Source organism: Kaistia terrae, from assembly GCF_026344005.1.
Lineage (GTDB): Bacteria > Pseudomonadota > Alphaproteobacteria > Rhizobiales > Kaistiaceae > Kaistia > Kaistia terrae.
In genome coordinates this window covers 379,197-405,899 of the sequence record NZ_JAPKNH010000004.1, presented here as the reverse complement: position 1 = coordinate 405,899, position 26,703 = coordinate 379,197, and the positions used below count along the sequence as shown (strand labels likewise).

Annotated in this window: 25 protein-coding genes and 1 tRNA gene; 13 read left to right on the top strand and 13 right to left on the bottom strand. The window is 62.5% G+C overall.

Annotated features, from left to right (window positions below):
- Positions 1–39 precede the first annotated feature (39 nt).
- Positions 40–3,192 carry an efflux RND transporter permease subunit gene (locus OSH12_RS14415; RefSeq protein WP_266344258.1) on the bottom strand — a complete coding sequence of 1,051 codons (3,153 nt, stop codon included), beginning with the start codon at positions 3,190–3,192 and terminating at the stop codon, positions 40–42.
- The gene (locus tag OSH12_RS14410) at positions 3,189–4,538 is read right to left on the bottom strand and encodes an efflux RND transporter periplasmic adaptor subunit (protein WP_266344257.1); all 1,350 of its coding nucleotides are present in this window, start codon (positions 4,536–4,538) and stop codon (positions 3,189–3,191) included. Before OSH12_RS14410 ends, OSH12_RS14415 begins: the two co-directional genes overlap by 4 nt.
- A gap of 273 nt (positions 4,539–4,811) precedes the next feature.
- On the opposite strand from OSH12_RS14410, the gene OSH12_RS14405 reads away from it, so the two are divergent.
- Positions 4,812–5,771 carry a DMT family transporter gene (locus OSH12_RS14405; protein WP_323180657.1) on the top strand — a complete coding sequence of 320 codons (960 nt, stop codon included), beginning with the start codon at positions 4,812–4,814 and terminating at the stop codon, positions 5,769–5,771.
- 45 nt (positions 5,772–5,816) lie between these two features.
- Here the strand turns inward: OSH12_RS14405 and OSH12_RS14400 are convergent, their stop codons facing one another.
- Positions 5,817–6,563 (bottom strand): SDR family NAD(P)-dependent oxidoreductase, encoded by a 747-nt coding sequence (locus tag OSH12_RS14400; protein WP_266344256.1) that lies wholly within the window; start codon positions 6,561–6,563, stop codon positions 5,817–5,819.
- A gap of 159 nt (positions 6,564–6,722) precedes the next feature.
- On the opposite strand from OSH12_RS14400, the gene OSH12_RS14395 reads away from it, so the two are divergent.
- From OSH12_RS14395 to OSH12_RS14385, 3 genes are all read left to right on the top strand, one after another.
- A complete protein-coding gene (locus tag OSH12_RS14395) occupies positions 6,723–8,093 on the top strand; it encodes a glutamate--cysteine ligase (protein WP_266344255.1) in 1,371 nt (456 codons plus the stop codon).
- A 91-nt stretch (positions 8,094–8,184) separates the two neighbouring features.
- Positions 8,185–9,009: a universal stress protein gene (locus tag OSH12_RS14390; protein ID WP_266344254.1), complete on the top strand. Its 825-nt coding sequence runs from the start codon at positions 8,185–8,187 to the stop codon at positions 9,007–9,009.
- A gap of 75 nt (positions 9,010–9,084) precedes the next feature.
- Positions 9,085–9,780 carry a DUF937 domain-containing protein gene (locus OSH12_RS14385; protein WP_266344253.1) on the top strand — a complete coding sequence of 232 codons (696 nt, stop codon included), beginning with the start codon at positions 9,085–9,087 and terminating at the stop codon, positions 9,778–9,780.
- Between the two features lie 126 nt (positions 9,781–9,906).
- Here OSH12_RS14385 and OSH12_RS14380 read toward each other — a convergent pair whose 3' ends face one another.
- Positions 9,907–10,257 carry a DUF1127 domain-containing protein gene (locus OSH12_RS14380; protein ID WP_266344252.1) on the bottom strand — a complete coding sequence of 117 codons (351 nt, stop codon included), beginning with the start codon at positions 10,255–10,257 and terminating at the stop codon, positions 9,907–9,909.
- A 290-nt stretch (positions 10,258–10,547) separates the two neighbouring features.
- Between OSH12_RS14380 and OSH12_RS14375 the strand changes: the two genes are divergently transcribed.
- Positions 10,548–11,429, top strand: coding sequence for a LysR substrate-binding domain-containing protein (locus OSH12_RS14375; protein ID WP_266344251.1), 882 nt, complete (start codon positions 10,548–10,550; stop codon positions 11,427–11,429).
- A gap of 19 nt (positions 11,430–11,448) precedes the next feature.
- The gene (locus OSH12_RS14370) at positions 11,449–11,868 is read left to right on the top strand and encodes a bleomycin resistance protein (RefSeq protein WP_266344250.1); all 420 of its coding nucleotides are present in this window, start codon (positions 11,449–11,451) and stop codon (positions 11,866–11,868) included.
- Positions 11,869–12,036: 168 nt separating this feature from the next.
- On the opposite strand, the gene OSH12_RS14365 is transcribed toward OSH12_RS14370, so the two are convergent.
- Positions 12,037–15,117: an ATP-binding protein gene (locus OSH12_RS14365; RefSeq protein ID WP_266344249.1), complete on the bottom strand. Its 3,081-nt coding sequence runs from the start codon at positions 15,115–15,117 to the stop codon at positions 12,037–12,039.
- A 330-nt stretch (positions 15,118–15,447) separates the two neighbouring features.
- Between OSH12_RS14365 and OSH12_RS14360 the strand changes: the two genes are divergently transcribed.
- From OSH12_RS14360 to OSH12_RS14350, 3 genes are all read left to right on the top strand, one after another.
- Entirely contained in the window at positions 15,448–15,828 is a 381-nt protein-coding gene (locus tag OSH12_RS14360; RefSeq protein ID WP_266344248.1) for a phasin, read from the top strand.
- A 245-nt stretch (positions 15,829–16,073) separates the two neighbouring features.
- Positions 16,074–16,577 (top strand): phasin, encoded by a 504-nt coding sequence (locus OSH12_RS14355; RefSeq protein ID WP_266344247.1) that lies wholly within the window; start codon positions 16,074–16,076, stop codon positions 16,575–16,577.
- A 156-nt stretch (positions 16,578–16,733) separates the two neighbouring features.
- A tRNA-His gene (locus tag OSH12_RS14350) sits at positions 16,734–16,810 on the top strand.
- A gap of 155 nt (positions 16,811–16,965) precedes the next feature.
- Here the strand turns inward: OSH12_RS14350 and OSH12_RS14345 are convergent.
- Positions 16,966–17,238, bottom strand: coding sequence for a hypothetical protein (locus OSH12_RS14345; RefSeq protein ID WP_266344246.1), 273 nt, complete (start codon positions 17,236–17,238; stop codon positions 16,966–16,968).
- Between the two features lie 81 nt (positions 17,239–17,319).
- Between OSH12_RS14345 and OSH12_RS14340 the strand changes: the two genes are divergently transcribed.
- Both OSH12_RS14340 and nhaA read left to right on the top strand, forming a co-directional pair.
- Positions 17,320–17,997, top strand: a complete 678-nt coding sequence (locus OSH12_RS14340; RefSeq protein WP_266344245.1) for a hypothetical protein — start codon at positions 17,320–17,322, stop codon at positions 17,995–17,997.
- A 1,006-nt stretch (positions 17,998–19,003) separates the two neighbouring features.
- Positions 19,004–20,236, top strand: a complete 1,233-nt coding sequence (nhaA, locus tag OSH12_RS14335; RefSeq protein WP_266344244.1) for a Na+/H+ antiporter NhaA — start codon at positions 19,004–19,006, stop codon at positions 20,234–20,236.
- 270 nt (positions 20,237–20,506) lie between these two features.
- Here the strand turns inward: nhaA and OSH12_RS14330 are convergent, their stop codons facing one another.
- Positions 20,507–20,932 carry a hypothetical protein gene (locus OSH12_RS14330; RefSeq protein ID WP_266344243.1) on the bottom strand — a complete coding sequence of 142 codons (426 nt, stop codon included), beginning with the start codon at positions 20,930–20,932 and terminating at the stop codon, positions 20,507–20,509.
- Between OSH12_RS14330 and OSH12_RS14325 the strand changes: the two genes are divergently transcribed.
- Entirely contained in the window at positions 20,931–21,365 is a 435-nt protein-coding gene (locus tag OSH12_RS14325) for a hypothetical protein (protein ID WP_266344242.1), read from the top strand. The two genes, OSH12_RS14330 and OSH12_RS14325, sit on opposite strands and share 2 nt — an antisense overlap.
- Before the next feature lie 11 nt (positions 21,366–21,376).
- On the opposite strand, the gene OSH12_RS14320 is transcribed toward OSH12_RS14325, so the two are convergent.
- The 4 genes from OSH12_RS14320 to OSH12_RS14305 all read right to left on the bottom strand — a co-directional run bounded on the left by OSH12_RS14320 (position 21,377) and on the right by OSH12_RS14305 (position 23,517).
- Positions 21,377–21,628, bottom strand: a complete 252-nt coding sequence (locus OSH12_RS14320; RefSeq protein WP_266344241.1) for a hypothetical protein — start codon at positions 21,626–21,628, stop codon at positions 21,377–21,379.
- A gap of 124 nt (positions 21,629–21,752) precedes the next feature.
- Positions 21,753–22,013, bottom strand: coding sequence for a DUF2171 domain-containing protein (locus OSH12_RS14315; protein WP_266344240.1), 261 nt, complete (start codon positions 22,011–22,013; stop codon positions 21,753–21,755).
- Between the two features lie 158 nt (positions 22,014–22,171).
- The gene (locus OSH12_RS14310) at positions 22,172–23,110 is read right to left on the bottom strand and encodes a hypothetical protein (RefSeq protein ID WP_266344239.1); all 939 of its coding nucleotides are present in this window, start codon (positions 23,108–23,110) and stop codon (positions 22,172–22,174) included.
- A gap of 59 nt (positions 23,111–23,169) precedes the next feature.
- Complete coding sequence (locus tag OSH12_RS14305; protein ID WP_266344238.1) at positions 23,170–23,517, bottom strand: terminase small subunit; 348 nt, start codon at positions 23,515–23,517, stop codon at positions 23,170–23,172.
- 43 nt (positions 23,518–23,560) lie between these two features.
- On the opposite strand from OSH12_RS14305, the gene OSH12_RS14300 reads away from it, so the two are divergent.
- Positions 23,561–23,788 carry a hypothetical protein gene (locus OSH12_RS14300; protein ID WP_266344237.1) on the top strand — a complete coding sequence of 76 codons (228 nt, stop codon included), beginning with the start codon at positions 23,561–23,563 and terminating at the stop codon, positions 23,786–23,788.
- A gap of 304 nt (positions 23,789–24,092) precedes the next feature.
- On the opposite strand, the gene OSH12_RS14295 is transcribed toward OSH12_RS14300, so the two are convergent.
- Together OSH12_RS14295 and OSH12_RS14290 are read right to left on the bottom strand one after the other, a co-directional pair.
- Positions 24,093–25,598 carry a hypothetical protein gene (locus OSH12_RS14295; protein ID WP_266344236.1) on the bottom strand — a complete coding sequence of 502 codons (1,506 nt, stop codon included), beginning with the start codon at positions 25,596–25,598 and terminating at the stop codon, positions 24,093–24,095.
- Complete coding sequence (locus tag OSH12_RS14290) at positions 25,555–26,622, bottom strand: nucleoid-associated protein (protein ID WP_266344235.1); 1,068 nt, start codon at positions 26,620–26,622, stop codon at positions 25,555–25,557. The genes OSH12_RS14295 and OSH12_RS14290 overlap by 44 nt, the downstream gene beginning before the upstream one ends.
- Positions 26,623–26,703: the final 81 nt, after the last annotated feature.

Here is a 26,703-nt window from a genome sequence, read left to right as displayed (position 1 = left end):
GACGGGGTGAATACGAACCTCGATCGATAGGAACCAACGCTATTCGGCAGCCGGATGCGGAGCGGGCTCCAGACCAGGCCGGATAGATTCCGCATCCCGACTGGCCGCCGCCCTACTCTCCCGGCGCAGGCCGGCGAGGAACCGGCTCAGCCGCTCCATCTCCACAAAGATCACCGGCGTGATGAACAGGGTCAGAAGCTGCGAGACCAGCAGGCCGCCGACCACCGCGATGCCGAGCGGCTGGCGCAGTTCGGCGCTGGCGCCGGTGCCGAGCGCGATCGGCACCGCGCCGAGCAGGGCCGCGAAGGTCGTCATCATGATCGGCCGGAACCGGCGCACCGCCGCCTGGTGAATCGCGACCCGCGGCGCCAGCCCCTCCTCGCGCTGCCCGGCGATGGCGACATCCACCATCATAATGGCGTTCTTCTTGACGATGCCGATCAGCATCAGGATGCCGATCAGCGCTATCACCGAGAGATCGAGCCCCATGACCTTCAGCGCCACCAGTGCGCCGAACGCCGCCGCCGGCAAGCCGGAAAGGATGGTCAGCGGGTGGATGAAGCTCTCATAGAGCATGCCGAGCACGACATAGATCGTCAGCACCGCCGCGAAGATCAGGATGCCCTGCGTCGCCAGCGATTGCTGGAACACCTGCGCCGTGCCGGCATAGGAGGTGTAGACATTGGCCGGAACGCCGATCTGCTGCTTCAGCACCTCGACCTGGTCCGTCGCCTGGCTCAGCGCCACGCCGTCCGGCAGGTTGAACGAGATCGTCGCGGCCGGCAGCTGGCCCAGTTGGTTGACCGTGACCGGCCCGACCGTGCGCTGAACACTGGCAAAGCTCGACAACGGCACCAGCGTGCCGGACGCAGAGCGGACCCGGATATCGGAGAGCAGGCTGTCCGACCAGGCAAGGTCGGGGTCATATTCGAGGATGACGTCATAGCTGGAGCCGGTCGCCTGGATCGTCGCGGCCGTTGAGGTACCGAAGCCGTCCTCAAACGTCTGGCGCAGGGTGGCGGCGGAGATGCCGAGCGAATCCGCCTTGTCGCGGTCGACGACAACGCGGGCCTGCAGCGCGTTGTTCTGCAAATTGTTGGCGACATCGACGAAGTGCGGATCCGCCCGCATCGCGGATGTCATCTTCGTCGCCCAGTCGTTCAGCGCCTGCTGGTCGATCGCCTGCAGCATCAGCTGGTAGGTGCTCTGCGAACTGACGCCACCGATGCGCAGGTTCTGCACCGGCTGGATATAGGACTGGATGCCGGGGATGCGAGCAAGCTGGCCCCGGAGCTCATTCATGATGACATTGACCGGCGGGCGCTCGTCCTTCGGCTTCAGCTGCACCGACAGCGAGGCGGAGTTCAGCGTCACCGAGCCGGGTCCGCCGCCCACGAAGGAGGCGACGTGATCGACATAGGGCGAGGCCTTCAGCGTCGCCTCGACCTGGCGCTGCAAGCCGACCATGGCGTCGAAGGAGATGTCTTGCCGCGCCTGGGTCGAGACGGAAAGCTGGCCGATGTCCTCCTGCGGGAAGAAGCCCTTGGGCAGCGTCATGAACAGCCAGCCCGATGCCGCGACCGAGGCGAGGAAGACGCCGAGGATGATGAAGCGGTGGGCGAGGCACCAGTCGACGCCGCGATCATAGCGGCCCTCGACCCAGAGGAAGCCGCGCTCGAACCAGGCAGCCGGCCCACGGCGCACATGGCTACTGGCAGATTTCGGCAGGCGCGCCGCCAGCATCGGCGTCAGCGTCAGCGACACCACCATCGACGCGCCGATCGCCAGCGTGACGACGACGCCAAACTCGTTGAACAGCCGGCCGATGACGCCGCCCATCAGCAGAACCGGCAGGAACACGGCCACCAGCGACAGCGTCATCGAGACGATCGTCGCGCCGACTTCGCGGCTGCCGATCAGCGCCGCCTCGAAGGGCGGCATGCCCTCCTCGACATGGCGCATGATGTTTTCGAGCATGACGATGGCGTCGTCGACCACGAGGCCCACGGCGAGCGTGAGGCCGAGCAGCGAGATGTTGTCGACGCTGAATCCGAAGAAATACATGCCGCCAAAGGCTGCCACCAGCGACAGCGGCACCGACAGGGCCGGAATGAAGGTGGCGGAAACCTTGCCGAGGAAGAGGTAGATGACGAGGATCACCAGACCGATGGTGATCGCCAGCGTCGTCTGGACGTCGGAAATGGCGGCGCGGATCGAGGTGGAGCGGTCGTTCAGCACCTTGATCGTCATCGAGGCCGGCATCGACGCCATCAGTTTTGGAAGCTGCGCGTTGACCGCGTCGACCACGGCGACCGTATTGGCGCTTGGCTGGCGCTGGATCGCCAGCACGATCGAGCGCGTGCCGTCATACCAGCCGGCCGTCTGCGAGTTCTGGACGCCGTCGACGACATTGGCGACATCCGAGAGCCGCACCGGGCTGCCGTTCGGATTGGCGATGATCAGTTGCTTGAAGGCCTCAGCATTGGTCATCTGCGTCGGCGCGTCGATCACCAGCGACTGGCTCTTGTTCTGCATCGTGCCGACCGGCGTCTGGTCGTTGGCGGCGGCGAGCGCGGAGGAGATCTGGTCGAGGCCGATGTTGCGGGTGGCGAGCTTGTTGGGATCGGCCTGCACGCGCACGGCATAGGTCTGGCCGCCATAGACGCCGACCTGGGCGATGCCGGGCAGCGTCGACAGGCTCGGTGAGATCACGTTCTCGGCGAAATCGTCGAGCGTCGACATTGGCAGGGTATCTCCCTGCACGGCCAGCAGCAGAACCGGCGCATCGGCCGGATTGACCTTCCGATAGCTCGGCGGGTTCTGCATGTTGGGCGGCAATTGCCGCAGCGAACGGTCGATGGCCGCCTGCACGTCCCCGGCGGCGGTATCGATGTTCTGGTTGAGCGCGAACTGCAGCACGATCTGCGAATTGCCGAGCGAACTGGTGGCGCTGATCGTGTCGATGCCTGAAATGGTCTCGAACTGCTTGATCAGCGGCGTGGCGACGGCGGTCGCGATGGTCTGCGGCGAGGCGCCGGGCAATTGCGCGGAGACGCTGATGGTCGGGAAGCTGACTTCCGGCAGCGCCGCGACGGGCAATTGCTGGTAGGCGAAGACGCCGCCCATGGCGATGCCGAGGAAGAACAGGATCGTGGCGACCGGACGGCGGATGCAGAGTTCGGAAATCTTCACAGCTTTGCCTCCGATCCGTCGACGGACGCCGGCGCGCCGGACTTCTTCTGCGGCGTGTCGCCCTTGGTGATGGCAGCGCCGTCGCCATTCGTATTGGACGGAGCGCCCTTCTCCGTTGGAGCGGGCTTGGCGTCGCGCACCGTGACCTTCATGCCGCTTGCGAGCGAAAGCTGGCCCTCCGTCACCACCATCTCGCCGGCCTTGAGGCCGGATACGATGCCGGCGCGATCACCGACGATGCCGGCGAGTTCAACCGGCCGGACGTCGATGGTCTGGTCCGGCTTGACCACGAAGACGTTCGAGCCAGTCTGTCCGGGCTGCACCGCGACCGTCGGCACGAGGACGACATTGCTATGCCTGCCGAGATCGATCTCGACCTTGACCGCCTGCCCCGGCCAGAAGGTGCGATCCGGATTGGGCACAGCCGCGCGAACGGCCATCGTGCCGGATCCGGTGTTGATGTTGCTGTCGATGAAGTCGACGGTCGCCTGCGTCGAGGTTGTGGCCGAATTGGCCGGAACGGAATTGCCAGCCGCCTTCAGTCCGGAAGCCTCCGCGGTCGGCTGGTTCGAGGGCGAGACGCGCACCGGCACATCACCGCTCGCCAGCGACTGACGCAGCAAGCCGACATCGGCATCGGAGACGGTGAAATTCGCCTCGAGATTGGTCATGTCGGTCAGAACAACGACTGTCGTGCCCGGCTGAACGAGGCTGCCGACGGTGATCGCGAACGCGCCGAGCCGCCCGTCATGCGGCGCGACGATCCGCATATCGTCGACCACGACCTGATCGGCGTCGATATTAGCCTGGTCGAGCGAGATGATGGCGGCGGCGCTGGCAGCGGCGGCGACGGCCTGATCGAGTTGCTGGCTCGAATCCACCTGCTTGGCGACGAGACTCTGTGCGCGCGTCAGATCGGCCTTGGTCGAAACGACCGTGGCCTGGTCGCGAACGAGCGCCGCCTTGTCACGCGCGAGTGTCGCCTGCGCGGCACGGTCGTCGAGCTGGACGAGAAGGTCGCCAGCTTTCACGTCCGCGCCATTCGCCAGCGCGATGCGGGTGACGACGCCCTGTTGCTGGGTGGTCACGGAGGTGGAAGCGGTCGAGTTGATCCAGCCGATGGTCGACCGCCGTACAGGCAGATCGCCGGTTTCCGCTGCCGCCACGGTCACGGATGGGGTGGCAGTGCGCCGTCCGCCCTTTGCCCCGCCCCCGCCCTTGTCCGCCGGCGGACCATCGCTGGCGGTAAACCGGGCGATCGAGGCGGGAAGAAGCCCCTCCCGATAGGCAACACCGACGACAACCACTGCGGCAACAACGAGCACGGCAACAACGGATCTGCGCATGACGAGCTTTCCTGTGTCCCCCGTATTGCTATGGGGCGGTCGCCGGCGCGGTCCTCATTAAATCGCGGTAAGTTTCGACAAGCGCCTGTCCATGCGAGTGTTCCCGCTGATTGGAGGACCAATCCTCCATCGCAATTTGGCGCTGAATTCCGCCGTTCTTTCGCATTGCAGCATCGCATTCATCAAACTGCGTGACGTCACCGCTCACAAAGATTTGCTGGACGCACGCAAACGTCCGGCCCACGGTGCCGTCCCAGCAATACGGAACGCCGCATGCCTCCCCCCGAAAATTCCGTCGTTCTCGACGCCCCGGTCGCGTCCGCCTCTACTCGCCGCCCGACCTCCGCCACCGCGCCGATGACGCGCTTCGACTATTCGCTCTACGCGGTGACCGTCTTCGCCTGGAGCACCAGCTGGATCGCGCTCAAGATGCAATTGGGCGTTGTTGCGCCGCAGGTGGCGCTGACCTGGCGGTTCCTGCTCGCCTCGTTGGTGATGTTCGGCTGGGCCTTCATCCGCCGACATCGCCTCGCCTTCCCGCTCGCCGACCATCTGCGCTTTCTCGGGCTCGGCTTCTTCATCTTCTCGATGAATTTCCTGCAGTTTTATGTCGGCGGGGCGAAGCTGACCTCTGGCCTGCTGGCCGTCATCTTCTCGCTCGCCTCCGTCTTCAACATGCTGCTTGGGGCGATCTTCCTGCGCCAGCCGATCGATCGGCGCATCCTCGCGGGCGCTGCCTTCGGCTTCGGCGGCGTGGCGCTGATGTTCTGGCCGGAGATCGCCGGAACCGAAATCGACCATGACGCGGCCATTGGCCTGCTGCTCTGCGTCGGCGGCACGCTGTTCTTCTGCATCGGCAACATGATTTCCGCCACGACGCAAAGGCGTGGCGTTCCGGTCGTCTCGGCCAGTGCCTGGGGCATGGCCTATGGCGCCGCGATCCTGGCGCTCAGCGCCGCCGCGCTCGGCAAGCCCTTCATCATCGACTGGTCGTTCCAGTACATCGCATCGCTGCTCTGGCTGGCGATCCTCTCGTCCGTGATCGCCTTCTTCGCCTATCTGACGCTTCTCGGCCGGATCGGCTCGGGACGAGCCGGTTATTCGACCGTGCTGTTCCCGGTGTTCGCGCTGCTGATCTCGACCGTCGCCGAAGGCTATCACTGGACGGCGTTCGCGATTGCCGGACTCGCGCTCGTCATGATCGGCAACGTGATCGTGCTGGGACGGCGCTGACGAAGGAAAGTATCCCGGAAGGCCGAAGCCTTCCGGGCTGTGCGATCAAACCATCCGCATGCTCATGCCGCCATCGACGACGAGCGTCTCGCCGGTGATGAACTCGTTGGTCAGCAGTTCGACGGCGGCGGTTGCTACCTGTTCGGGCAAGCCGAGGCGCTGCAGCGGGATGCGGTTGGCGAGGTTGTTGGCGCGGGCTTCCGGCGTCATCGCGTCATGGAAACGGGTCTCGATGATGCCGGGGCAGATCGTGTTGATGCGAATGCCCTCATGGCCATGGTCGCGGGCCAGCGCCCGTCCCATCTGCGGCAGCGCGCCCTTGACGGTCTGGTAGGCGACCGTAGAGGGGCAGCCGCGCAGGCCAGCCACCGACGAGATCAGCAGCATCGCCCCGCCCTGCTTGGCGAGCGAGGCGTGCGCAGCGCGAAACAGATGGAACGGTGCGTGGACGTGCACGCGAAACGCGTTGTCCCAGGCCTCCGGCGTCACGGTCAGCGCCGTTCCGGGAACCGCACCGCCCGCCGACGGCACCAGATAATCGACACGACCGAACCGGGCGAGCGCCGCATCGACCACGGCGGGCGCGGAGGCGGGATCAGCGGCGTCGCCGGCGTGGAACAGGACGCCGGTGATAGCGCCCAGTTCGCGCATCAGCTTTTCCACGGGCTCGTCACGGTGACGGCCGGAAAGCACCAGGTCGACGCCCCGCGCCGCCAGCGCCCGCGCGATCGCAGCACCAATGCCGCGCGTGCCTCCGGTGATGATGGCAACGGGTCTCGACGAATCGGTCATGCTGAATTTCCTCCCTGAAAACGTATCCTTGGTGCTATCGGTGCACAGATTCGGGCGATCGGTCCACCTTCGAGCGCAGCTTTGCAGCTCAAATGGCGGTCCATTGCCGTACCGACAGCGCGCCGCTAATGTGCCGCGCCTCATTGCTTCGGAGTACTCATGGCCCGCGACGCTACCGATTCCACGACCGTCGAATCGCGCGACGAACTCGTCGACGTAATTGCCAGTGGCTCCAAGCCCAAATCCCAATGGCGAATTGGCACCGAACACGAAAAGTTCGGCTTCTACACCGATGACCTGACGCCCGTCCCCTACGAGGGACCGCGCGGCATCGAACGCATCCTGCGCCTGATGGAAGGTCTTCTCGGCTGGCAGCCGATCGAGGACCGCGGCCTGATCATCGGTCTGGTCGATCCGGTCGGCGGCGGCGCCATCTCGCTGGAGCCCGGCGGCCAGTTCGAGCTCTCCGGCGCGCCGCTCGAGACGATCCACCAGACGTGTCGCGAACTGCACGCGCATCTGGCCCAGGTGCGCGAATGCGCCGAGCCGCTCGGCGTCGGCTTCATCGGCCTCGGCACGTCGCCGATCTGGTCGCTGGCCGAAACGCCTGTGATGCCGAAATCGCGCTACGAGATCATGGCGGGCTACATGCCGAAGGTCGGCACGCGCGGCCTCGACATGATGTTCCGCACCTCGACCGTCCAGGTGAACCTCGACTTCGCCGACGAAGCCGACATGGTCAAGAAGATGCGCGTCTCGCTGGCGCTGCAGCCGATCGCGACGGCGCTGTTCGCCAATTCGCCCTTCCTCGACAATGCCGCCAACGGCCTGCTGTCCAACCGCGCCGAGATCTGGCGCGACACCGACAACCAGCGCTCCGGCCTGATCCCGTTCGTGTTCGACGAAGGTTTCGGATTCGAAGGCTATGTCGACTGGGCGCTCGACGTGCCGATGTATTTCGTCAAGCGCGGCGACACCTATCACGACGTCGCCGGCCAGTCGTTCCGCGACCTGCTGAAGGGGCAGCTGCCCGGACTTCCGGGCGAAGTGGCGACGCTTTCCGACTGGAACAATCATCTCACCACGCTGTTCCCCGATGTGCGGCTGAAGAAGTACATCGAGATGCGCGGCGCGGACGCGGGTCCGTGGCGGCCGCTGACGGCGCTGCCGGCGCTTTGGGTCGGCGTGCTCTATGACCAGGCATCGCTGGACGCTGCATGGGAACTGGTCAAGGACTGGACCGAGGAAGAGCGTCAGGCGCTGCGCGACGGCGTTCCAAAGACTGCCCTGTCGACCCCGTTCCGCAATGGTACGGTCCGCGACATCGCCCGCGAGATGGTGCAGATCGCCCGCCAGGGCCTCGCCGCGCGCAGGCAGTTGAACAGCGACGGCCATGACGAGACGGTCTACCTGCAGCCGGTCGAGGAGATCGTCGCCAGCGGCCAGACCCTGGCCGAGCGCCTGCTGCACGAATGCCGCACGGAATGGAACGGCGACATCAGCGAGGTCTTCCGCCGCCACGCCTATTAGTTGCAGGCCTGTTGCAATTGATCCTTCTCAAAGCGCGCGGGCGGAGTAGACTCTAGCTTCGACCCGCTCGTGACAGTCAAGGAAGCGCATCATGGATATCAAGGACATCAGCGTCGTCGTGGACCTCGCCGGAGATCGCCCGGCGGCACGCGCGGCTGCGGATCTGGCCAAGCGGCTCGGCGCCCATCTGAGCGGCCTTTCGCTGGCTTATGACCCTATTGTCCCCGGCTATGCGATTGCGCCGGTGCCGGCCGATTTCATGATCAGCGCCCGCAACCAGGCGCTCAAGGAAGCCGAGACGGCGATCGGCGCCTTCCACTCCATCGCAGCCGAAGCGGGCATCGACGCAGAAGCACACCTGGTCGACGTCATGGCCGGTGGCGGCCTGGACGGCATTGTCCATGAAGTGCGGCTTGCCGATCTTGTCATCATCGGCGAGGACGACCCCGACCATCCCGAACCGGTGCGCGAAGCGCTGATCGAAGCCGTATTGTTCAACGCCGGCGCGCCCCTGCTGATCGTGCCGCGCAAAGGCCCCACTACCATTGATACGAGCCGGATCGTGATCGCCTGGGATGGCACCATCACGGCCTCCCGCGCGGTTCGCGCCGCCACGCCGTTCCTGAAGATGGCAACGCATGTCGAGATCGTGCTGGTCGATGACGGCAAGAAGCTGCCGACCGGCGAGCGGCTTTGCGGCCATCTGCTGCGCCACGGCATCGAGAGCAGCATCCGCAAGGTGCCCAATCCCGGCAAGGACGTATCCAAGGCCATTCGTCAGGCGGCGGCGGACGCCAATGCGGGCGTCATCCTGATGGGCGCCTACGGCCATAACCGCCTGCTGGAATGGATCCTCGGCGGCGCCACGCGCGGCATGCTCCACGGACTTACCTTGCCGGTGCTGATGACGCACTAACTTCGACGATCGACACGATTCGTTTGACGCGGACCGACCGCCGCGCCGATCATGCAACGGGGCGGCGGGAGCAACATGATGAAGACGTTCTACGATTTGATGCTGGAGGCCCAGCAAGGCGCTTTCGCCGCGAACATGGCCAAGGAGTTCGGCCTTTCCTCCGACCAGCAGTCGAAGGCCTTCGAGGCGATGATGCCGGCCTTCTGGCTCGGCATGCGCCGCAGCGCCGCCGACCCATTCGGCGTCGCCGCCTTCTGGCAGCAAGTCGGCGCCGGCCAGTTCCAGTCCTACTTTGACAATCCCCTCGCTGCCATGACGCCAAAGGCCCGCGCCGACGGTGAAAACATCGTCGAGCGCATGTTCGGCTCGCCAGAGGTCGCCAGGGCTGTCGCCTTGCAGGTCGAGGCGACGACCGGCATCGCCCAGGACGTCATCCGGCGGATGATGCCGGTCATGGCCAACATGATGATGGGCGGGCTGCAGCGGCAGACCGAAACCTACGACAACCCGTTCCTCGCCATGATGCGCGAGATGACCGGCGGCGGCGCCAAGCCGAAGCCGGCGGCGCAGAAGCGACCCGACCTCCCCTTCGTCACGCTGATGGAGAGCTTCCTCGGCAAGGAGAAGGAGCCCGAGCCGGAGCCCGGCCCGATGAGCAACGAGGAAGTGATCGACCGGCTGTTCGACGCCGGCAAAAGCATGCAGGACAACTATCGCAAGTCGATGGAAATGATCTTCGACCGCTTCGCGCCGACGACCCGGAAAGACTGACCGGGAAGACGGGCGAGAAATGAAAAAGGCCCGCCACGGATGCGGCGGGCCAAGTATGGAACCACCAGGGGATCTAGGGGTTCCAGCTGCGGTGTTGAGGCAAGGATTTCGACGACCTTACGGTCGCTATGCCTTGCGCTCGTAACGGGCGGCGGGGCCGCGCAATTCGGCAGCATGCGCGAGACGATCCCTCGCCTGGGCATGGCTGGCATAGCGGCGCTCGAGCGAGCGCATCGATAGCTGCACCGACGCGTCCTCGTCGGCGCGCGTTGCCAGCGCCGAATAGACGTCGCCCTGCGTCAGGCCGATGTCGCCAAGCATGTGGGCGTCCCATTGCAGGAGACGCGCGACTTCGCGACGATTTTTCCATACGCGAACGCGCGTCACAACTGCCACCAGGAGATTGGCGCCGACCATGAGGATCGTGCGGCCACGCGAGGGGCGAGCTTCCGGGGTGAACGTTTCGAATGTGGTCATATCGGCCTCCAGCGGCGAGCGCGAAGGGTTCCTTCGACTGGTTCGAAGGGGCTGCCCGGTCACGCGTGTTGGGTACGATTGGTAAGATGCTCCGTCCCGATTGATCATTCCAACGAATGTTTCTAATATCAGCCATCGGATTTGATGATGCATATCGTCGGGGCGCACCTGCTTGTTGCACGCCCCCGGCAGACCGTTCCAGCCGAAACGCCGATGCTTCGTTCGCGGACGAAATGTCGGATTTTGTGGCCTGCCCGGAACGGTTGCTGCATCCAGCGAGGGAACTGACCATGGCCTCCATGCTCGATCTCGACCAGTTGCGAACCTTTGTCGCCATCTCGGATTCCGGCAGCTTCACGCGGGCCGCCGAGACCGTTCACAAGACGCAATCCGCCGTTTCGATGCAGATGCGCCGGCTCGAAGAGCGGCTCGGCAAGCCGATTTTCGGCCGTGACGGGCGCAGCGCGAAATTGACCGAGGACGGTGAGCGGCTGCTCGGATACGCCCGCCGCATGGTGCGGCTGTCTGACGAGACGATGGCCGCCTTCGACGACGACGAACTCTCCGGCCGTGTCCGCCTCGGCACGCCGGACGACTATGCCGACCGTTTCCTGCCAGAGATCCTGGCGCGCTTCTCACGCTCCAATCCGCGCGTCGAGGTGACGGTGGTCTGCGAACCGACGCTGCAGCTGCTGGACTGCCTGCGCGCCGGCGAACTCGACCTCGGCATCATCACCAACATCAAGGGCACGCCGATGACCGAGGTGGTCCGGCAAGAGCCCCTGCTCTGGGTGGTCTCGAACCATCACCAGTTGGAACAGGAAGACGTGCTGCCGCTGGCGCTTGGCCGCGACACCTGCTGCTGGCGCAAGACGGCGATCGAAGCGCTGGCTCCGATCGGCCGGCGCTATCGCATCCTCTATTCCAGCAATAATTCGACGGCGCTCGCCGCCGCCGTGCTGGCCGGCCTCGCCATTTCGGTGCAGCCGGAATCGGCGCTGCGACCGGGTATGCGCGTGCTCGGCGAGGCGGACGGTTTTCCGAAGCTCGCGCCCTGCGAGATCGGGCTGGTGCGCGCCTGGAACAAGCCGACCACGCCGATCGTCGATGCGCTGGCCGAACACATCGTGTCGTCGCTCGACAACCTCTCCATGCAGATCGCCGCCGAGTAGCGGCATAGAAAGCGACCCGATGCAGCCGAAGCTGGTGCCCGAACTGGAGGTTTCCAGCCTCGAAGACTCACTGCGCTTCTATGTAGAACTGGCCGGCTTTCGCGTCCTCTACGGCCGCCCGGAAGAGGGTTTCGTTTTCCTCGACCGCGACGGCGTGCATCTGATGCTGGAAGAGGCGGAAGGCCCCGGACGCCGCTTCCACAAGTCGGTCCTCGAACGCCCGTTCGGCCGCGGCGTCAATTTTCAAATTCAGGTCGACGACGTCGATGCGCTCTGGGAACGGATGCGCGATGCGGCGCCGATCTCGCTGCCCTATGAGACGCGCTGGTATCGGCGAGAGAACGAGGAACTCGGCCATCACCAGTTCGTCGTCGCCGACCCCGACGGCTATTTGCTGCGGTTCTTCACCAGTCTTGGGGTAAGGCCTGCGACGGGGTGAGCCGCTATCTTGCTTCACCTCTCCCTGAGGGAGAGGTCGACGGCCGAAGGACGGCGGGTGAGGGTTTACGGCCTCACCCGGATAGTTCCCTAACCCTCACCCGGAGCTTCGCTCCGACCTCTCCCTCAGGGAGAGGTGAAGATCTGCTTGCGTCGGATTCGGTCTTCCCTACCCGGCCAGAACCCGCGTCGACGGGAAGGTGACACGGATCAGCGTGCCCTGCCCGACCGCGCTGTCGATCAGGAAGGCGGCGCGGTTGGCCTCAACCAGCGCCTTGGTCAGCGGCAGGCCGAGACCCGTGCCGTCGCTGCGATGCTTGGTGGCGCTCGCGACCTGGCGGAACGGCATCAGCGCCGTCTCGACATCCTTCTCCGACATGCCAATGCCGGTATCGCGAATGCGCAGCGTGACCTCGCCGCGCTCCTCCAACGCCGTCGAGACGATCACCTGGCCGCCGGCCAGCGTGAACTTCACAGCGTTCGAAACGAGGTTCAGCACGATCTGACGGATCGAGCGCGGATCGGCAACGATGCTCGGCACCTGGCTCGACAGGCTGGTGCGGATGATGATGCGCTCGCGATTGGCCTGCGGCTGCATCATGGCGACGCATTCCATGACGATCTCGTTCAAGGCCACCGCCTCGAAATTCAGATCGAGCTTGCCCGCCTCGATCTTGGAAAGGTCGAGGAGGTCGTTGAGCAGGCTCATCAGATGCGCACCCGACACATTGATATCGCGCAGATATTCCTTGTAGCGCTCGGTGCCGATCGGCCCGAAACGCTCCTCCATCATCACTTCGGAGAAGCCGATAATGGCGTTGAGCGGCGTGCGGATTTCGTGGCTGACCCGGGCCAGAAAGTCCGACTTCTGCATCGAGGCGGTCTCGGCCGCGCGGCGGGCGTTGATCAGCTCTTCCTCGGCATTCTTCCACTGCGTGATGTCGCGCAGCACAGCGCAGAATTTACCCGTCTCGCCGAGCCGGCCCATCGTCATGAACAGCGGAATGAGCCCGCCCTGCGGCACCCGGCCGATCACTTCACGGCCATCGTTCAGCACGCTGGCGACGCCGTTCTGGGCCAGGCCCTCCAGATAATCGAGCGCCGACTTCCGGCTTTCCTCGGCCAGCAGATGGGTGAAGGGCAGTCCGGCAACATCAACGGAATCGACCCCGAACAGTGCTTCGGCGCTGCGGTTGATCCGCACGATGCAGCCATTGGCGTCAACCACGGCAACGCCATCAGTGGCGGTATCGAGGATCGCCTCGAGCTCGGCAATCTTGTGGCCCGCGGCAGCCAGATCTTCGACAAGCTGACGGTCTGGCGCGGGGGCGGCAGGCGGGGTCTCCGCCACAGACGGAAGCGTTTCGGGCTCGGGCGCGGCGGCGGCGGGTACGACCGGCTCGGCCAGCTCCGGCGCACTAACAGGCTGGCCCTGCGCCAAGCCCGCCGGGGCGATCTCCGCCTCCGGCTCGACAGCTTCGGACGCTGCCACGACAGGTTCGGAAACTGGCGCTTCGACGACAGGCTCTTGCGCCAAGGGCGCGTCCGGCTCGACGGCAGGAGGTTGCGCGACGGGTGTCGCCTGCGTTTCGGCTTCCTTCGCCGCGTCCTCGACCTTTGCGCCAAGCGCCACGGCAATGCGCCGGAAGGCGTCCTGCTCGGGCATGCTCAGGCGCTCGGCATCACCGGGCGTGACGGCCGGGCGCGGCAAATGCACGACATTCGACGGCTGCACCACCGGCGGGCGCGTCGGAGGCACGACAACCGGCTTCGGCGCAGCAACGGGCGGCTCGCGGCGCAGCTCAGTCGGACGGAGCACACCAAAACCGCGATAGCCCTCGAACGCACGATCGCGCGAAAAGGCGGGCAGCGCCGCGAGATCGACCGAGACGCGCTGGTCCGAACCATCGACCGGCCAGCTCAACGTTGCGCCGCTCCACGTGTCGCGGCGGGCGATCAGGGCTGCGATGGTCCCTTTCGCGTCCAGCCCCCGCGCAGAAGCAACCTCGGACCAGGCCACGCCAACGATAGAAGCCGAATGCGGACCGACGACGGCGGCGAACTCCGGCGAGACGAAGCTGAACCGGCTCTCGGCATCCATCTGGAAGACGAAGCGGATGGGGCCGGTCGGAGCTTCGAACTGGAATTCGGGCTCGTTGTGATCGGCAGCATCGGACGGCGCCTCGACCGAAGGCTCTGCCAGCGTCTCGGCAGCGGTCGGCGGCGAGGGCTCCGACACGGGAGCTTCGACCGGCTCTTCCGCAACGACAGCATTCGCGACGACGCCATCGCTCACGGCCTCGACGATATCTGCCATCGACTTCGGCACGCGCTCAACCTCGGCCAAAGGCTGGACGACGGGAATCTCCTCGTCCGAAGGGGCAACGACCGCGACGGGCTCCGGCTCGACCGCGAGTTCGTCTAGCGGGACCGCCACCGGCTCCGGTGCAGCCTCGTCCGTCTCCGGCTCTGCCGAGGGCACCAGGGCTGGCGTCTCAAGCGGAACAGTCTCGGCGGGCTGGGTCGCAGCAACGACTTCCGGCAGCGGCGCGGTGACGACGGGAGCCGGCTCGATAGCGACGCGTTCCGCCGGGCCGACGACCAGCAGATGGAAGCGGCGCCCCTCCTGCTCGAAGCGGGCGACGCCGGCCGGGCGGCGCGCATCGTCGATCCGGATGACGCGCTTCAAGAGGCGCTCGTCGCTGCGATCGATGCCGGCGACCAACGCCTCGATGGCACTTTCGGCCGCCGTCAGCGCGTCAAGCCCGCCCGATGCGGCGACGACCTCGCCGGACGCATCCAGAATCGCGACCAGGCAATCCTCGGCGACGACGGCATCGGCCAGGCGCTCGGCGCGTTCAACGAGCGAGGCAGATTGTCCGCGCGGCGCATCGAGCGCGATCAGGACGGCACTGGTATCATCGGCCAGCGCGATGCGGGTGCAATGTGCGGCGAGCATCTGCAGCCGACCGCCCGTTGCGAAGCTGATCCGTTCGACACGAGTGGCCCCCTTCGGCAGCGCCCGGGCAAAGCGGGCAATCTGGGTGGTCGAGGGAAGTGTGTCGGAGAAACGGCGATCCAGCAGACGGTCCAGTTCCGCGACACCGAAAAAGGCGGCGCCGGCGGCGTTGGCCCAAAGGACGCGTCGCCCGTCCGCCGCCCAGACGAAAGTCGGGCGGGCAGACAGCAATGCCGGTCCGACGGTCGGCAGGGCCGACAGGTCGAGATAGGCAAGGTTGCGTCCACTCATACGGTTGCCACTTTTCCCGCCATTCCGGCGTGCTGGCTATCGGCGCTCGCATCGACCGAGTTTGGCCTGCGTCCCCATTCCGGCTTGACCTGCCGGCGAACGACCGTCCCACGAAGGACAACCATTCCATAGAGATAAGCTAATATAGGGAGGAACCTCGCCGGTCCACGCCACAGCGCCGCAACCCCTTATCTCTTGCCTCCCTTGGTTAATGTGTTGCTTGCGCCGCGGTTCAAAAGCAACCGATCCCGAAAGCATTCGGCGCGGCCTCGCCTTGCGTCTCTGCCCCCGAGAGCTATTGTTGTCTTGTCCTCAACATGGGAGATCGCGATGGCTGACAAAACGGCGTTCGAAATTCCGGAGCAGATGCGCGCGCTTGCCGACAAGAGCGTCGATCAGGCCAAGAAGGCTTTTGACGAGTTCATGGGCGCCACGGTGAAGGCGGTTGAGAAGTCGGAGACATCGGCCAAGACGCTGCAATCCAGTGCGCGCGACGTCAACCGCCAGGCGCTGGCTTTCCTGGAAGCCAATGTGGCCGCTTCCTTTGACTTCGCCCAGAAGCTGGTCCGCGCCCGAACCGTTGAGGAACTCGGCCAGATCCAGCAGGAGTACCTGAAGTCGCAGGTAGAGACAGCTCAGAGCCAGAGCAAGGACATGGCGGAAGCCATCGGAAAGGCCGCCAGCAGCGTCCAGCAGCCAGGCAAGAAGTAGGTCTCAAAACAATCGGCAAGGCGCCGGCGGCCGGTTGCCTTGCAGGATATCGACAGGGCTTTAGCGTCATTCGACGCTAAAGGATTGAAATAATTCTGAAATTGTGCGTCGCAACATAATATTGCATTGCAACATGACTTAGTGTAAGTTCGCGCTCAAGTCGATCGGAGTTGCAAAGGGTCCGGGTAACGGATCCGGGATCAAGCTCCGCGACGGCCCTAGAGCCCGATGGAGACTTTCAGTTCATGTCCGACACCGCTTCCGCCGCTCCCAAAAACGCCAAGTCCACTGCCAAGACGAGCAAGGGTTTCGACGCGCCGTTCGAAGCCTTCAGCTTTGCCGTTCCGAATGTCGAAGTTCCGGCTGTGTTCCGTGACTTCGCCGACAAGGCCGTCGCCGACAGCAAGGACGCCTACGCCAAGCTGAAGAGCGCCACCGAAGAGGCAACCGAAGCGCTTGAGGACAGCTACGAGACCACTCGCAGCGGTTTCCTCGCCCTCGGCAGCAAGTCGCTCGACAACGCCAAGACCCATGCGGATGCGACCTTCGCGTTCGCCCGCGATTTCATGGGCGTCAAGTCGTTCGCGGAAGCGATGGAGTTGCAGGCCTCGTTCGCGCGCAAGCAGTTCGAGACGCTGACAGCGCAGACCCGCGAGATTCACGAATTCTCGCAAAAGTTCGCAACCGACGCTTCGCGCCCGGTCAAGCAGGGCTTCGAGAAGGCGCTCAAGGGCTTCCAGCCGGGCTGATCCTTTCGGCTTTTTCCCGCGGAAATCCGCCAGAATAGCAAACGGCCCGAAGCCATTTCGGGCCGTTTTGCATGGCAGCCAAGCTTCTGCGGATAACTCTGATTCCGCACTTGAAACCCGCGAACTTTGATTCTAAGTTCCGCTCGCTTTTGGCACGCAGTTGTAGCTCAGTTGGTTAGAGCGTCGGATTGTGGATCCGAATGTCGCTGGTTCGAGCCCAGCCAACTGTACCAAAGCATTCTCCTTAAAAATCAACGACTTGACGATGGCCTCGCCCCCTGAAAAGGGCCGACCATGTCGCGTTCGTGTTGCATCCACAATTGTGGGTTTTCCTCAGTTTTGCCTGACGTGCGGCAGCCCGACGCAACATGGAATGCGACATGGAGCGTCAGTCGTAGGGGTTTTTCTTCGGGGGTTTCGGCCGAGGGTCCATCTGGCGCACAGCATGGATAGCGCCGGCCAGACCGCAGAGGCCGATCCCGCCAACGATGAGGATTGAAGCGGCGGGAATGGCTGCGAGCCCCGAGCTGGGCAGGAACAGCGCACCGCCGGCATAGACCGCCAGGACGCCGCATATGAGCATGGTGCTGACCGGATATAGGATGGCACCTCCGCCGACGACCAGCGGGACCACCGCCAAGATCAGCATCAGAACCTGCACTCGCTGCGCGTCCATATCTCCCCCTATACCTCGACATTCCGACCTGGCCCTGCTTCTCTGCGGTGGGGACGGGAGGGGAATATGACAGTTGCAGATTTTGTCGCAATGACCCGCGACAGCTTGGACTTGGCCGCTCAGCAAGAAATGGCCTATTGGGCGCGCTGGATGTTTTGGGTGACCTGCGTCAGTCTGGTGTTGAGCGCAGTAGCCCTTTTGTCCTTGTGGACGTCGCTCAAGCAAACCCGCGAGGCACTAACGACCACGAAGGCTTTGGCTCACGCCGAAACCCGAGCCTATGTTCACGCAACCACTGCTGAACATTACGTGGGCAACGGATACAAACTTGTCATCCATCTGGAGAACGTGGGAGCTACCCCCGCACCAAATTTCAACGTCGCAGCAAAAGTCATTAAAGCAAAAGTGGGAGAGATCGGAGAGACCATCGAGCGCGCTCTGCCCGTCTCTAACTTTGGCCTCAAGGGATGGAACTCTCTTGGTCCATCAAGCAAGCCGACGACGGTCTCGATAGCGCCCGCCGAGGTTGGAGACAACGATTTGGTCTCACAGATGGCAGTTGGCCTCGACGGGTATGTGTTCCTCTTAGTCGGAACTGTTAGATACAGCGACATTTACGGGACGTTTTTCGAATCCGACTTCGCGTTCTTCAGCCGGAGCACTTTCGGTACGATGCTGGAAAACAGCAACGCCTTCCAAAGAGCTCCCGCCAGCCTCCGGTCATACGTTCCAGTACGCGCCTAAGCCGCCACCCCGAACACGTAGTCGAAGATCGGGCCGGTAAGGATGCGAGGCGGTGTCCCTTTCCGGAATTTGTAGAGCACCTGCGAGCAGGCTTCTCTGCAGCAAGAATTCAGAGCGCCCCTAGCACCGCTGCAAATCCACGCGACATGGAGCCGGCTCAGTCGACAGGCGCTATACTTCCCCGAAATAAAGGCGGCATATGCAGGCATGGTTCAGCCTGTCCCGCCTCCTGTACGGATTGAAGAAGGCGTAGAGACTCCGCTTAGCGAGGGAGCCGCCGCTCTCCATCGATCAGCCGTCGTTTTGCAGCGGTTAAACGCCATGCTAGCTCGGGCCAAGCTCGGGTAGACGCGACATTCAGCCATGGCCGATGGAAAAGAGGATTGGAATGACCCACTTTTATGTGACAACCTATCTTCCCAACGGGCTCGGCTGTTCTCCTGGCGTCTCTTATAATCCCGTCGTTGCCGACACGTGCCAGGCAGCTATCGCCCAGTTCACCAAAAAGAGGCTCACTAGCACCGCAGTCGGGCCTGTGGCGGCAACGGTATCGCGTCCAGGTGAGATGTCGATCTCATTCTACTTCGCGCCACTCCAGGGCCTCGTCAAAGCGCCCATTGCGATAAACTTCCGGCGCGGCCGTTCCTTCGAGTTTCGCGCTCGCATGCGCTCAGCAGGCGAAGATGTGGAAAACGTTATAGCGACCGGATCCCGCTCGGGAGGGTAGAAATTGCCCCACGTATGGCCGGCGTTGCCGAAGCCTGCGCTGACATCCGCCACATGCCAAATGACTGCTCACGGCGATCATTCTTCGGATAGAAGGCCAGCCTCGTGCGCGGCCTCAACGAAAGCTCGCCGAGCCGCCAGCGGGTCGCCATTCGCCACCGGAGCGGTGGACATACAGATCATGATCCCTATATTGGCCAATAGGTGACGTGTGCTGCGTGCGTCGAGCTTAGGCTCAATACGGAGGATGGTCTCAACCCCTCCCGAAGGACGCTGAAGCATGCCCAAGCCATTCGCCCCCGAACTCTCATTCGGTCGCATCAACGCCACTCTCCGACGTTTCCTGGATAGCGAGACATCGGGGGGACTGGTGCTGATGGCCGTAGCTAGCCTTGCCCTGGTTGTCGCCAACTCTCCAGTCGCGCCGATCTATTTTTCGGCGCTACAGAACTACCTCGGCCCACTCAGCGTCCAGCACTGGGTCAACGATGCTCTCATGGCCGTCTTTTTTCTGATGGTTGGGCTGGAAATCAAACGAGAGATGACGGACGGCCACCTATCGTCTTGGTCCCGACGATTGCTACCGGGTGCCGCAGCGGCTGGAGGCATGATCGCCCCCGCCCTTATCTTCGTTGCACTCAATTACCACGACCACGAAGCCATCCACGGTTGGGCCATCCCCTCGGCTACCGACATAGCTTTCGCTCTGGCCGTGCTCTCGCTACTGGGTCCGCGCGTCCCTGCTTCGCTCAAAGTCTTTCTGGCGGCCCTAGCCATCCTCGATGACCTTGGCGCGGTGATCATTATCGCGGTTTTCTACAGCAAAGGCATCTCGGTTCCGGATCTACTGGCAGCCACTGCAATCCTTGTCGTCTTGATCGGGATGAACCGGGCCAAGGTAATGCAACTGAGCCCCTATATGGCGTTCGGCGTTCTTCTGTGGTTCTTCACCTATCGGTCCGGCGTCCATGCGACGATCGCCGGTGTCCTGTTAGCCCTCACCGTTCCGATCAAGCTGACACCCGGAACCCCAGAGGCTGCGCCCGAGGAGTCCCCGCTCCATCGCCTCGAACAGGCTCTCCACCGTCCAGTTGCGTTCCTCATCGTCCCCATTTTCGGCTTCGCCAATGCTGGCGTGTCCTTCGCTGGCGTTACGCTCTCCTCTATGCTCGAGCCTCTTTCGCTCGGCGTCGCCAGTGGCCTCTTCTTGGGGAAGCTAATCGGTGTATTTGGGGCCGCAGTAATCCTGGTTGGGATCGGCGTGGCCAAATTACCGCCGGCTGCCAGCTGGGGCCAAATGCTCGGTGTAGCCTTTCTGTGTGGTATCGGCTTTACGATGAGCCTGTTTATAGACCTTCTCGCGTTTGACGACCCTGTCCTGCAGGACCGCGTCAAGCTTGGCATTCTCTTCGGATCCGCAGCATCAGGGATTGCCGGATATCTCATCTTGCGAGTATCGAGCAGAAGAGGCCAGACGTGCAACATTCGGCCTTTGTCAACGACGTCGGCGTAGAGGGGGCTCGTCCCTGCACTCCAATGCCGGTCCCTCGTCAAGACTAGCTAAGCGTCCTTGCCCCTCCGCTTCTTCTTCACCTCGGGCAAGGGCAGCTTTGCGGCCAATGATCTAGTCGCCTTCAGGCCGCCTCCAGCTACCGACGAGGCTTGATAGCTTCTATCGTTGCGGTGAGCGCCGCGATCTGGCTGGCCTGGTTGTCGACCTTGTCGGTGAGCTTCACCAACTGGGCCGCCAGCCAGGCTCGACCTCGTGCGGAGCGCTGGGGGACTAAGCCCCTTCAGAAGCTCTGAAACCAGGGAAACGACCAACCCAACAAACAGCACCTGCCGCGCAGTGACACCGCTGGCGGTGCCCGGGCCCGCTGTCGAAGGCCGGCATTTGCATCGCCAGACGCAGTAGCTTCGCCTCGCCCATGGTGGCGGAGACGGCGGCACCGGTTTGCTTCTCTGTAAGGGCGAGAGCCCGAGCCTCTCCCAACTCGGCGGCGAGGCTTTCGACAGTCACCTCGACCCGCTTCGCGCTCCGCCCCTGCAATTCGTCCACCCGCTTCCGGATGCTTTCATTTGCTTTAATGCGCGACGCGTTGCCCCGATCGGGCATATAGCCGGCCTGTGCGTAGGCGTCATCAGCTGTCTTGCCCTTGACCAGCGCCTGGGTGAAGCTCTCATGACGGGGATTGGGGAGAACAGGCATGGATATCGGTGGGGCTATTTCTGCGGTGACCGCTGCGATTGGGTTCGCCAGGGAGCTGAACAACGTCGATATTCAGGTCGACCAGGCTTCGCTGAAGCTCAAAGTTGCTGAGTTAACGACAGCACTCGCCGACGCAAAGCTGGGTCTCGTTGACGTCGCTGATGAGCTTCATGCTGGTGAGAAAGAGATAGCGCGTTTACAGGACGCCATCGCTTTTAAAACAGACAGGACGGAACACTATAGAGGATACACCTATGAGCTGAGCGCGGACGGAGACAAGGTTGGGTTGCCATTCTGCCCACTCTGCCTTGAGAAAGGGCAGTTCAGTCGGCTGGTCTCCGCCAACCGTTCCGGACGGCCCAAGGTCTGCCCTAAATGCCATGCAGATTTCGGTCACGTTACCGAATTCAGCTGGATCAAAAAGGCACCCTAGCGCGGCTCAGTTCACGATAAGAACGTCGATGCGACCCAGCCTATGGCGAAAGCGGCGCCGCACAGAATGATGTTGCCGGTCAAAATGATGAGGAAGTAAATCGGGCCACGCTCGCGCATGCCGACTTCGAACGCTGCACGATTGCTGAAGAAGAATAGCAAAACCGCCAGCGCCCCGAGAGGCACCAACACCCAAAGCGCAAACTGCACATAGCCTAAGTATAAGCATGCAGCGATAAGCGCCGCGTACAACGTGTTGAGCATCTGCCCCTCATTTCATTCCGGCACAAAGTGCCGTTGCAGGGCATTAAGCGCAAGACCCAGATCATAAAAGCGGCCAGCGAGTTCATCCTCACCGGCCGCCCAAAATTGGACTGACGAGCGGGGTCTATTCCGTCGGTTCCCCGCCCTGTTCCTGTTCATAGGTCACGGCAACGTCGGCATTGGCCGACAGTCGCACTTGGGTGCCCTCGACGTCGGCGACCAGGGACAAGGGGATGAAATGGTGATGGCCCTCGTGGGCGCCCACGCCGCTGTCCGACTTGGTCAACTTGATGCGGTCACCTTCGACGCCGTCCACGGTTCCGATATGGGCACCGTCCGCTCCGATGACTTCCGCGTGTTCCTGAATCTGAGATGCATCGACCATTTTGTCCTCCTAGGTTGCGGAGGGCAACGCGGACCGGACAACTTGGATGCACGCCGGTCGAAATCTCAGCCGGCGGCTTGCTCATATCGAGCGAGGATTCTGCGGCGCGGCTCTTCTATTTTGCTGTGAGGTGCTCGCTTGCGCTCGGCTGAGACAGATCAACCCGTCGGGAGAGGCTCGTCGAGCACGATCAGCGAATAATAGATGGTGGACAGTTCCCCGATCCGCCTGAGACTGACCATACCCACGCCGGGCGATGGGAAAGTGATAAACCCGGACGCGGGATAGGCACCGCCCCACGTGTTGATCTCCCTGTCCGCCGGCAGGACATAGTTTCGCCCTAGACCGGCCGACCCGTCGAACGTGCAGAAGAACAGCACGATCGGGATGTAACCCTTCCAGTCGTAGGAGAAGTGGATCGTCGTAAAGGTATTGTCGGTCGCGGTTTTTGCCGTCCCCTTTACGGAATTGCTGTCCGTCCCGTTAATCACCGTAAACTCGTCGTCCGAGCTAAATATCATTTGCGCTTTTGAGCACGTCCGGACGTCGAAGCCCGGCCGCGATGCGTAGAGGCCATAGTCGTCCCCGCGCTTCCCCATCAGCATCCGTGCGAGGGGATGCGGATCATTGCCGACGATACCGAGGTCGCGAGCGGGGATCTTGAAGACGACGGCGCAGACTAGATTATTGAACCGGAACTGCCCGGACTGAGAGTAGATCACCACCCGATCGTTAAACGCCTCATAGGTGAGTGAGCCCGCGCCCGGCGCGTTCGGGCCGACATCTTCGCGCCAAGTGATCGACGACCCATCCGGGGCTGACAGGAAGATCTTGACGCAGGGAACATAGGGCAGCGCCGAGAAATAGATGGTCCTCGGGCTCAAGTTAGCTGCATCCGGGGTCTGGTTGGCATTAATGCCGTTGATCCTTTGTTTCACCACCGCGTGGATGTTGCCGGCGAACGGCCAAGCCGTGTCAAAGTCGATATGTTCGCGGCCGAGGTTTGGATCAGACGCATCCTGGTCGGGCTTGCTGATACGGGCGCGGAAATCGCCGGGTGAAAGCTGTCCGGCGAACAGGCGAGGAATATTAGCCATGAGGCCTCCCTTCCGGAAAAGAAGTGTTGCCCGGTGCGCTGGGATGCACGATTACGGCGTCAACCAACCCAACAAACAGCACCTGCCGCGCAGTGACACCGCTGGCGGTGCCCGGGCCCGCTGTCGAAGGCCGGCATTTGCATCGCCAGACGCAGTAGCTTCGCCTCGCCCATGGTGGCGGAGACGGCGGCACCGGTTTGCTTCTCTGTAAGGGCGAGCGCGCGGGCCTCTTCGAGCTCGGCGGCAAGGCTTTCGACGGTCACCTCGACCCGCTTGGCGCTCCGGCCCTGAAGTTCATCCACCCGTTTCCGGATGCTTTCATTTGCTTTCATGCGGGTGGCATTGCCGCGATTGGGCGCATAGCCGGCCTGTGCATAGGCCTCATCAGCCGTCTTGCCCTTGGCCAACGCCTGAGAGAATGATTCATGACGGGGATTTGGGAGGACTGTCATGGATCAACAGGGCAAAGAGATGGGTTGGAATGACATCAAGAAGATGCATGTCAAAGACGGCAAGCTCTTCTGGGACGGCAAGGAGGTCATGACCAAGCAGGTCGTCTCGTTACGCTGGTTCGAATTGGTTCTGGCCACGACTGTTGCAGTCTCGACCGTCGCTACAGCCATCTGGCCCATTGCCCTGCATCTCGGCTTGTTCGGCCTAAAGGCCGTTGGCGAATAGCGTTGAATTTGGTTGCGGCGGGCGGATTCGAACCGCCGTCCTCCAGGGTATGAACCTGGCGAGCTACCGGGCTGCTCCACGCCGACTTAAAACTTGGTGGCCGGGAGGCTAATCCTCACCGGCCGGCGCCCCTAGCGGGGGCTTGAACTGTCACGTCGCAGGTTGCTCATACCGAGCGAGGATCTTGCGGCGCCGAGTAAGCTGCTTCGAACGTGAGAGCATTGACCAGGCCAACGAAAAGCTCTTGGCGCGCATATCCTGGGGAGCACACGCACGTCAGCCGGAGCTGAGCTGCTGGGCCCTGTCACTTGGTAGTTGCCGGCTGCAACTGCAATTGCGAGAGCCAGTCACAGACGCGGGTCCTCGCCGCGGCCTCCACTTCCACCAGAAGTTCCCAGGCGACCAACAGCAGCGTCTCGAGGTGACTGACAATTGTCTGCAAGTGTACCCACATCGTCGGCTCTGAGATGAACTGCGCCATAAGGACCATGATCGCTAAGATGTAAGCCGTCGCGATCCAGTTTGAGAACTTTCGATAGCTTGAGAAGGATTCACTGTACCCCGCCCCCGCGAGGCCGTCGTACTCGTCTTTAGAGACTATGGGGGCGTAGAGATTTTTACGGAAGGTCTGCTCGTTGGAGCGGATAGCATCCACGGCCTTATCTGCAATGGATCTCGTAAGCAGCAAACTGAAGGCAAGATACAAGGCTGCTGCTGCGGGGAGCCAAAGCCAAGTCCCTCCTGAGGACGCGGGCTTCAATACCAGTGCCGCGAACGCTACTGCAGCATCACGCCACAAGTTGCCAGATAGGCTTGCTGTCTGGGCGGAAACGGCCTTGGCGTCTTCCGCCAAACCCTTTCGGAGGTCGGACATCAGCTTGAGCGCTTCTACGCCCTTGCCATGCAAATGAAGTCTATAAGCCGTCCTGGCACACTCCAGCGCCGCCGACACCACCGCTCCTGTTCCTTCACTCCAGTCGCTAGAAGAGGGCCACCCTCGCGCGATCTCGGCAGCCAGAAGCGCGTGTCGCGTCTCCGCGTCGGGGGCTTCGCAATAGACCCAATGCGATGCTTCCTGAAGGGCGGATGAGAGAGCCTCCGAACTCCAGAGTTCGTTGCCCAAAGGCGGAACCAGCGTCGTCACCTTTCGGCTACCTCGAAAAACGCACTGCACGCTTCCGTGGCCATTTGCGATAATATCGGTGGGCAGGCAAAGTGCTAGGCGTCGTGCCGCCGTCGGTTTGAGCTCCACCAGAAGATCGTCTGTTGTCGCTGAGGGAATGACCCAGGTCGCTGCGTTCGATGGAACCAGGCCGTGCCCAGATACGTCGGAGACCATCTTCCTAGGAGAGCGAAAGGCATAGTCTGGACCCAATTCGGGTTCCAGGTCGGTCCATTGCTGGATGCTCAATCCCGCTGTCGTTGATGAGGTCTCGAGGTCCGCTACTAAGATGGCCCTCGATTGCTCGAAAGCCTCTGGAGAGGACCGAGCGGACGCAACCAAAGCCATGGCTGAAAAGAAGCGCACCACACCGACAATCGGCGCCTTGACGACCCGTATCACTGCGCGCAGTGGAAAGGCGTCAACCGTGTCGTTCATCAAGTCGACATGAGTATCCTCTCCGCCATCATGGGCGCCAATAGTCAAGCCGCGCGCTGCGGCTTCGGTCCGCTTCTCAACGAGCCAAGCCCAGTCGGCGGCCGTAGCGAACACGCAGTCCAGCTGAAAAATCGCTACAGTTTCGACGAAGGAGCGCCCTTCGGCTCTAGCCTGGAGGCCGTCTTTCAGAGCCTTCGCCCAAGAGCTCATCGTCGAGGATCCTCTGCGTCCGAATCGTTATGGTTGCCGAACCGTCGGCGCCCCGCTGCACATCCACAATGTTGACAGCGTCGTCTAGGCTCCTCGGGTAGATGATCAAGACGTCCTCGAGGGTCTTAATCCGGCGCGTTCGAGGCGCTGGAATTTGCGTGATGTCTAGTTCGATTACCTCGCCAGAGACACGCTGCGCCTGAAGATGCCTATCGAGGGAGGACCTAAACCGCTGGTCTTGCCAAAGGGAGCCGAAAACGCCCGTTCCAAACCCCTCAAGGTCTGTTTCAGGATCGATCGACGTTCGCGCCTCGCTTTCAGTTCGCAGCCGCTGGCGCCAGCTCCGCTTCGTTTCGTCCGAAGCAAACTCCTTGCTGTCCCGAAACGCTGCTTCGAGTGCCTTCTTAAAGCGGGTTGTAGCCTCGGTCGGCGTGTATAGCCTTTTAACTCCCAAGAATGTCTTGAAGTACTGGCCAATATCTTTCCTATTAGTGCGATCATAGACGGCAATCGATCCTCCGTCGTCGCTGAGCGCGATCAACGCCGACTTCTGCATTGCCTTCTTGTCTTCAACAAACGTATTTCCGATCTCCGATACCACCGCCCTTATGCGGCCTTCTGGAGTTTTTTCCTGCCGAAAGCGTAAGACCTGCATGTCATCGAACTTGATGAGTGCAAAAATCGGATATGTGGCCCCCGTTACGCTTGCAATTATGAATGCCCCTTTCGAGGAGGCGACATTTCTATGCTGATTGTGGAAAGATTCGGCGAGCTGTTTTGAGAGAGAGACGAAATCGTTGGGACGAGAAATCATGGCATTCAGTGTTGGCTTGATACCCTGCTCTTCGCCGATGAAATCAAACCGATTTCCAATATTTGTTTCTCTAACCCGTTGGAGAAAGAATGACTCAAAGCCTGTCGCGTCGATCTCATCCATCAGGTCGAGGTCATCATCCTTTGGACCGACTACGTGAAAGATCATTCGTTGGAAACGAAGCCGTTCCAACACGGCGTCATCAAGCAAGCCCATATGCTCCCCCCCACAGATAGCGGAAAGATGAGCATGACAACCTACGGGATGTCTAGGAGGCTTTGTGCCGGGTAG

Excerpts from the sequence above, each read along its gene's own strand:
- OSH12_RS14385 (WP_266344253.1), top strand. The coding sequence starts at position 9,085 with ATGATGAAGACGTTCTACGATTTGATGCTGGAGGCCCAGCAAGGCGCT.
- OSH12_RS14355 (WP_266344247.1), top strand. The coding sequence starts at position 16,074 with ATGTCCGACACCGCTTCCGCCGCTCCCAAAAACGCCAAGTCCACTGCC.
- OSH12_RS14320 (WP_266344241.1), bottom strand. The coding sequence starts at position 21,628 with ATGCTCAACACGTTGTACGCGGCGCTTATCGCTGCATGCTTATACTTA.
- OSH12_RS14405 (WP_323180657.1), top strand. The coding sequence starts at position 4,812 with ATGCCTCCCCCCGAAAATTCCGTCGTTCTCGACGCCCCGGTCGCGTCC.
- OSH12_RS14390 (WP_266344254.1), top strand. The coding sequence starts at position 8,185 with ATGGATATCAAGGACATCAGCGTCGTCGTGGACCTCGCCGGAGATCGC.
- OSH12_RS14295 (WP_266344236.1), bottom strand. The coding sequence starts at position 25,598 with ATGAGCTCTTGGGCGAAGGCTCTGAAAGACGGCCTCCAGGCTAGAGCC.
- OSH12_RS14380 (WP_266344252.1), bottom strand. The coding sequence starts at position 10,257 with ATGACCACATTCGAAACGTTCACCCCGGAAGCTCGCCCCTCGCGTGGC.
- nhaA (WP_266344244.1), top strand. The coding sequence starts at position 19,004 with ATGCCCAAGCCATTCGCCCCCGAACTCTCATTCGGTCGCATCAACGCC.
- OSH12_RS14375 (WP_266344251.1), top strand. The coding sequence starts at position 10,548 with ATGGCCTCCATGCTCGATCTCGACCAGTTGCGAACCTTTGTCGCCATC.
- OSH12_RS14325 (WP_266344242.1), top strand. The coding sequence starts at position 20,931 with ATGGATATCGGTGGGGCTATTTCTGCGGTGACCGCTGCGATTGGGTTC.
- OSH12_RS14365 (WP_266344249.1), bottom strand. The coding sequence starts at position 15,117 with ATGAGTGGACGCAACCTTGCCTATCTCGACCTGTCGGCCCTGCCGACC.
- OSH12_RS14300 (WP_266344237.1), top strand. The coding sequence starts at position 23,561 with ATGGATCAACAGGGCAAAGAGATGGGTTGGAATGACATCAAGAAGATG.
- OSH12_RS14340 (WP_266344245.1), top strand. The coding sequence starts at position 17,320 with ATGACAGTTGCAGATTTTGTCGCAATGACCCGCGACAGCTTGGACTTG.
- OSH12_RS14400 (WP_266344256.1), bottom strand. The coding sequence starts at position 6,563 with ATGACCGATTCGTCGAGACCCGTTGCCATCATCACCGGAGGCACGCGC.
- OSH12_RS14310 (WP_266344239.1), bottom strand. The coding sequence starts at position 23,110 with ATGGCTAATATTCCTCGCCTGTTCGCCGGACAGCTTTCACCCGGCGAT.
- OSH12_RS14370 (WP_266344250.1), top strand. The coding sequence starts at position 11,449 with ATGCAGCCGAAGCTGGTGCCCGAACTGGAGGTTTCCAGCCTCGAAGAC.
- OSH12_RS14330 (WP_266344243.1), bottom strand. The coding sequence starts at position 20,932 with ATGCCTGTTCTCCCCAATCCCCGTCATGAGAGCTTCACCCAGGCGCTG.
- OSH12_RS14315 (WP_266344240.1), bottom strand. The coding sequence starts at position 22,013 with ATGGTCGATGCATCTCAGATTCAGGAACACGCGGAAGTCATCGGAGCG.
- OSH12_RS14360 (WP_266344248.1), top strand. The coding sequence starts at position 15,448 with ATGGCTGACAAAACGGCGTTCGAAATTCCGGAGCAGATGCGCGCGCTT.
- OSH12_RS14395 (WP_266344255.1), top strand. The coding sequence starts at position 6,723 with ATGGCCCGCGACGCTACCGATTCCACGACCGTCGAATCGCGCGACGAA.
- OSH12_RS14410 (WP_266344257.1), bottom strand. The coding sequence starts at position 4,538 with ATGCGCAGATCCGTTGTTGCCGTGCTCGTTGTTGCCGCAGTGGTTGTC.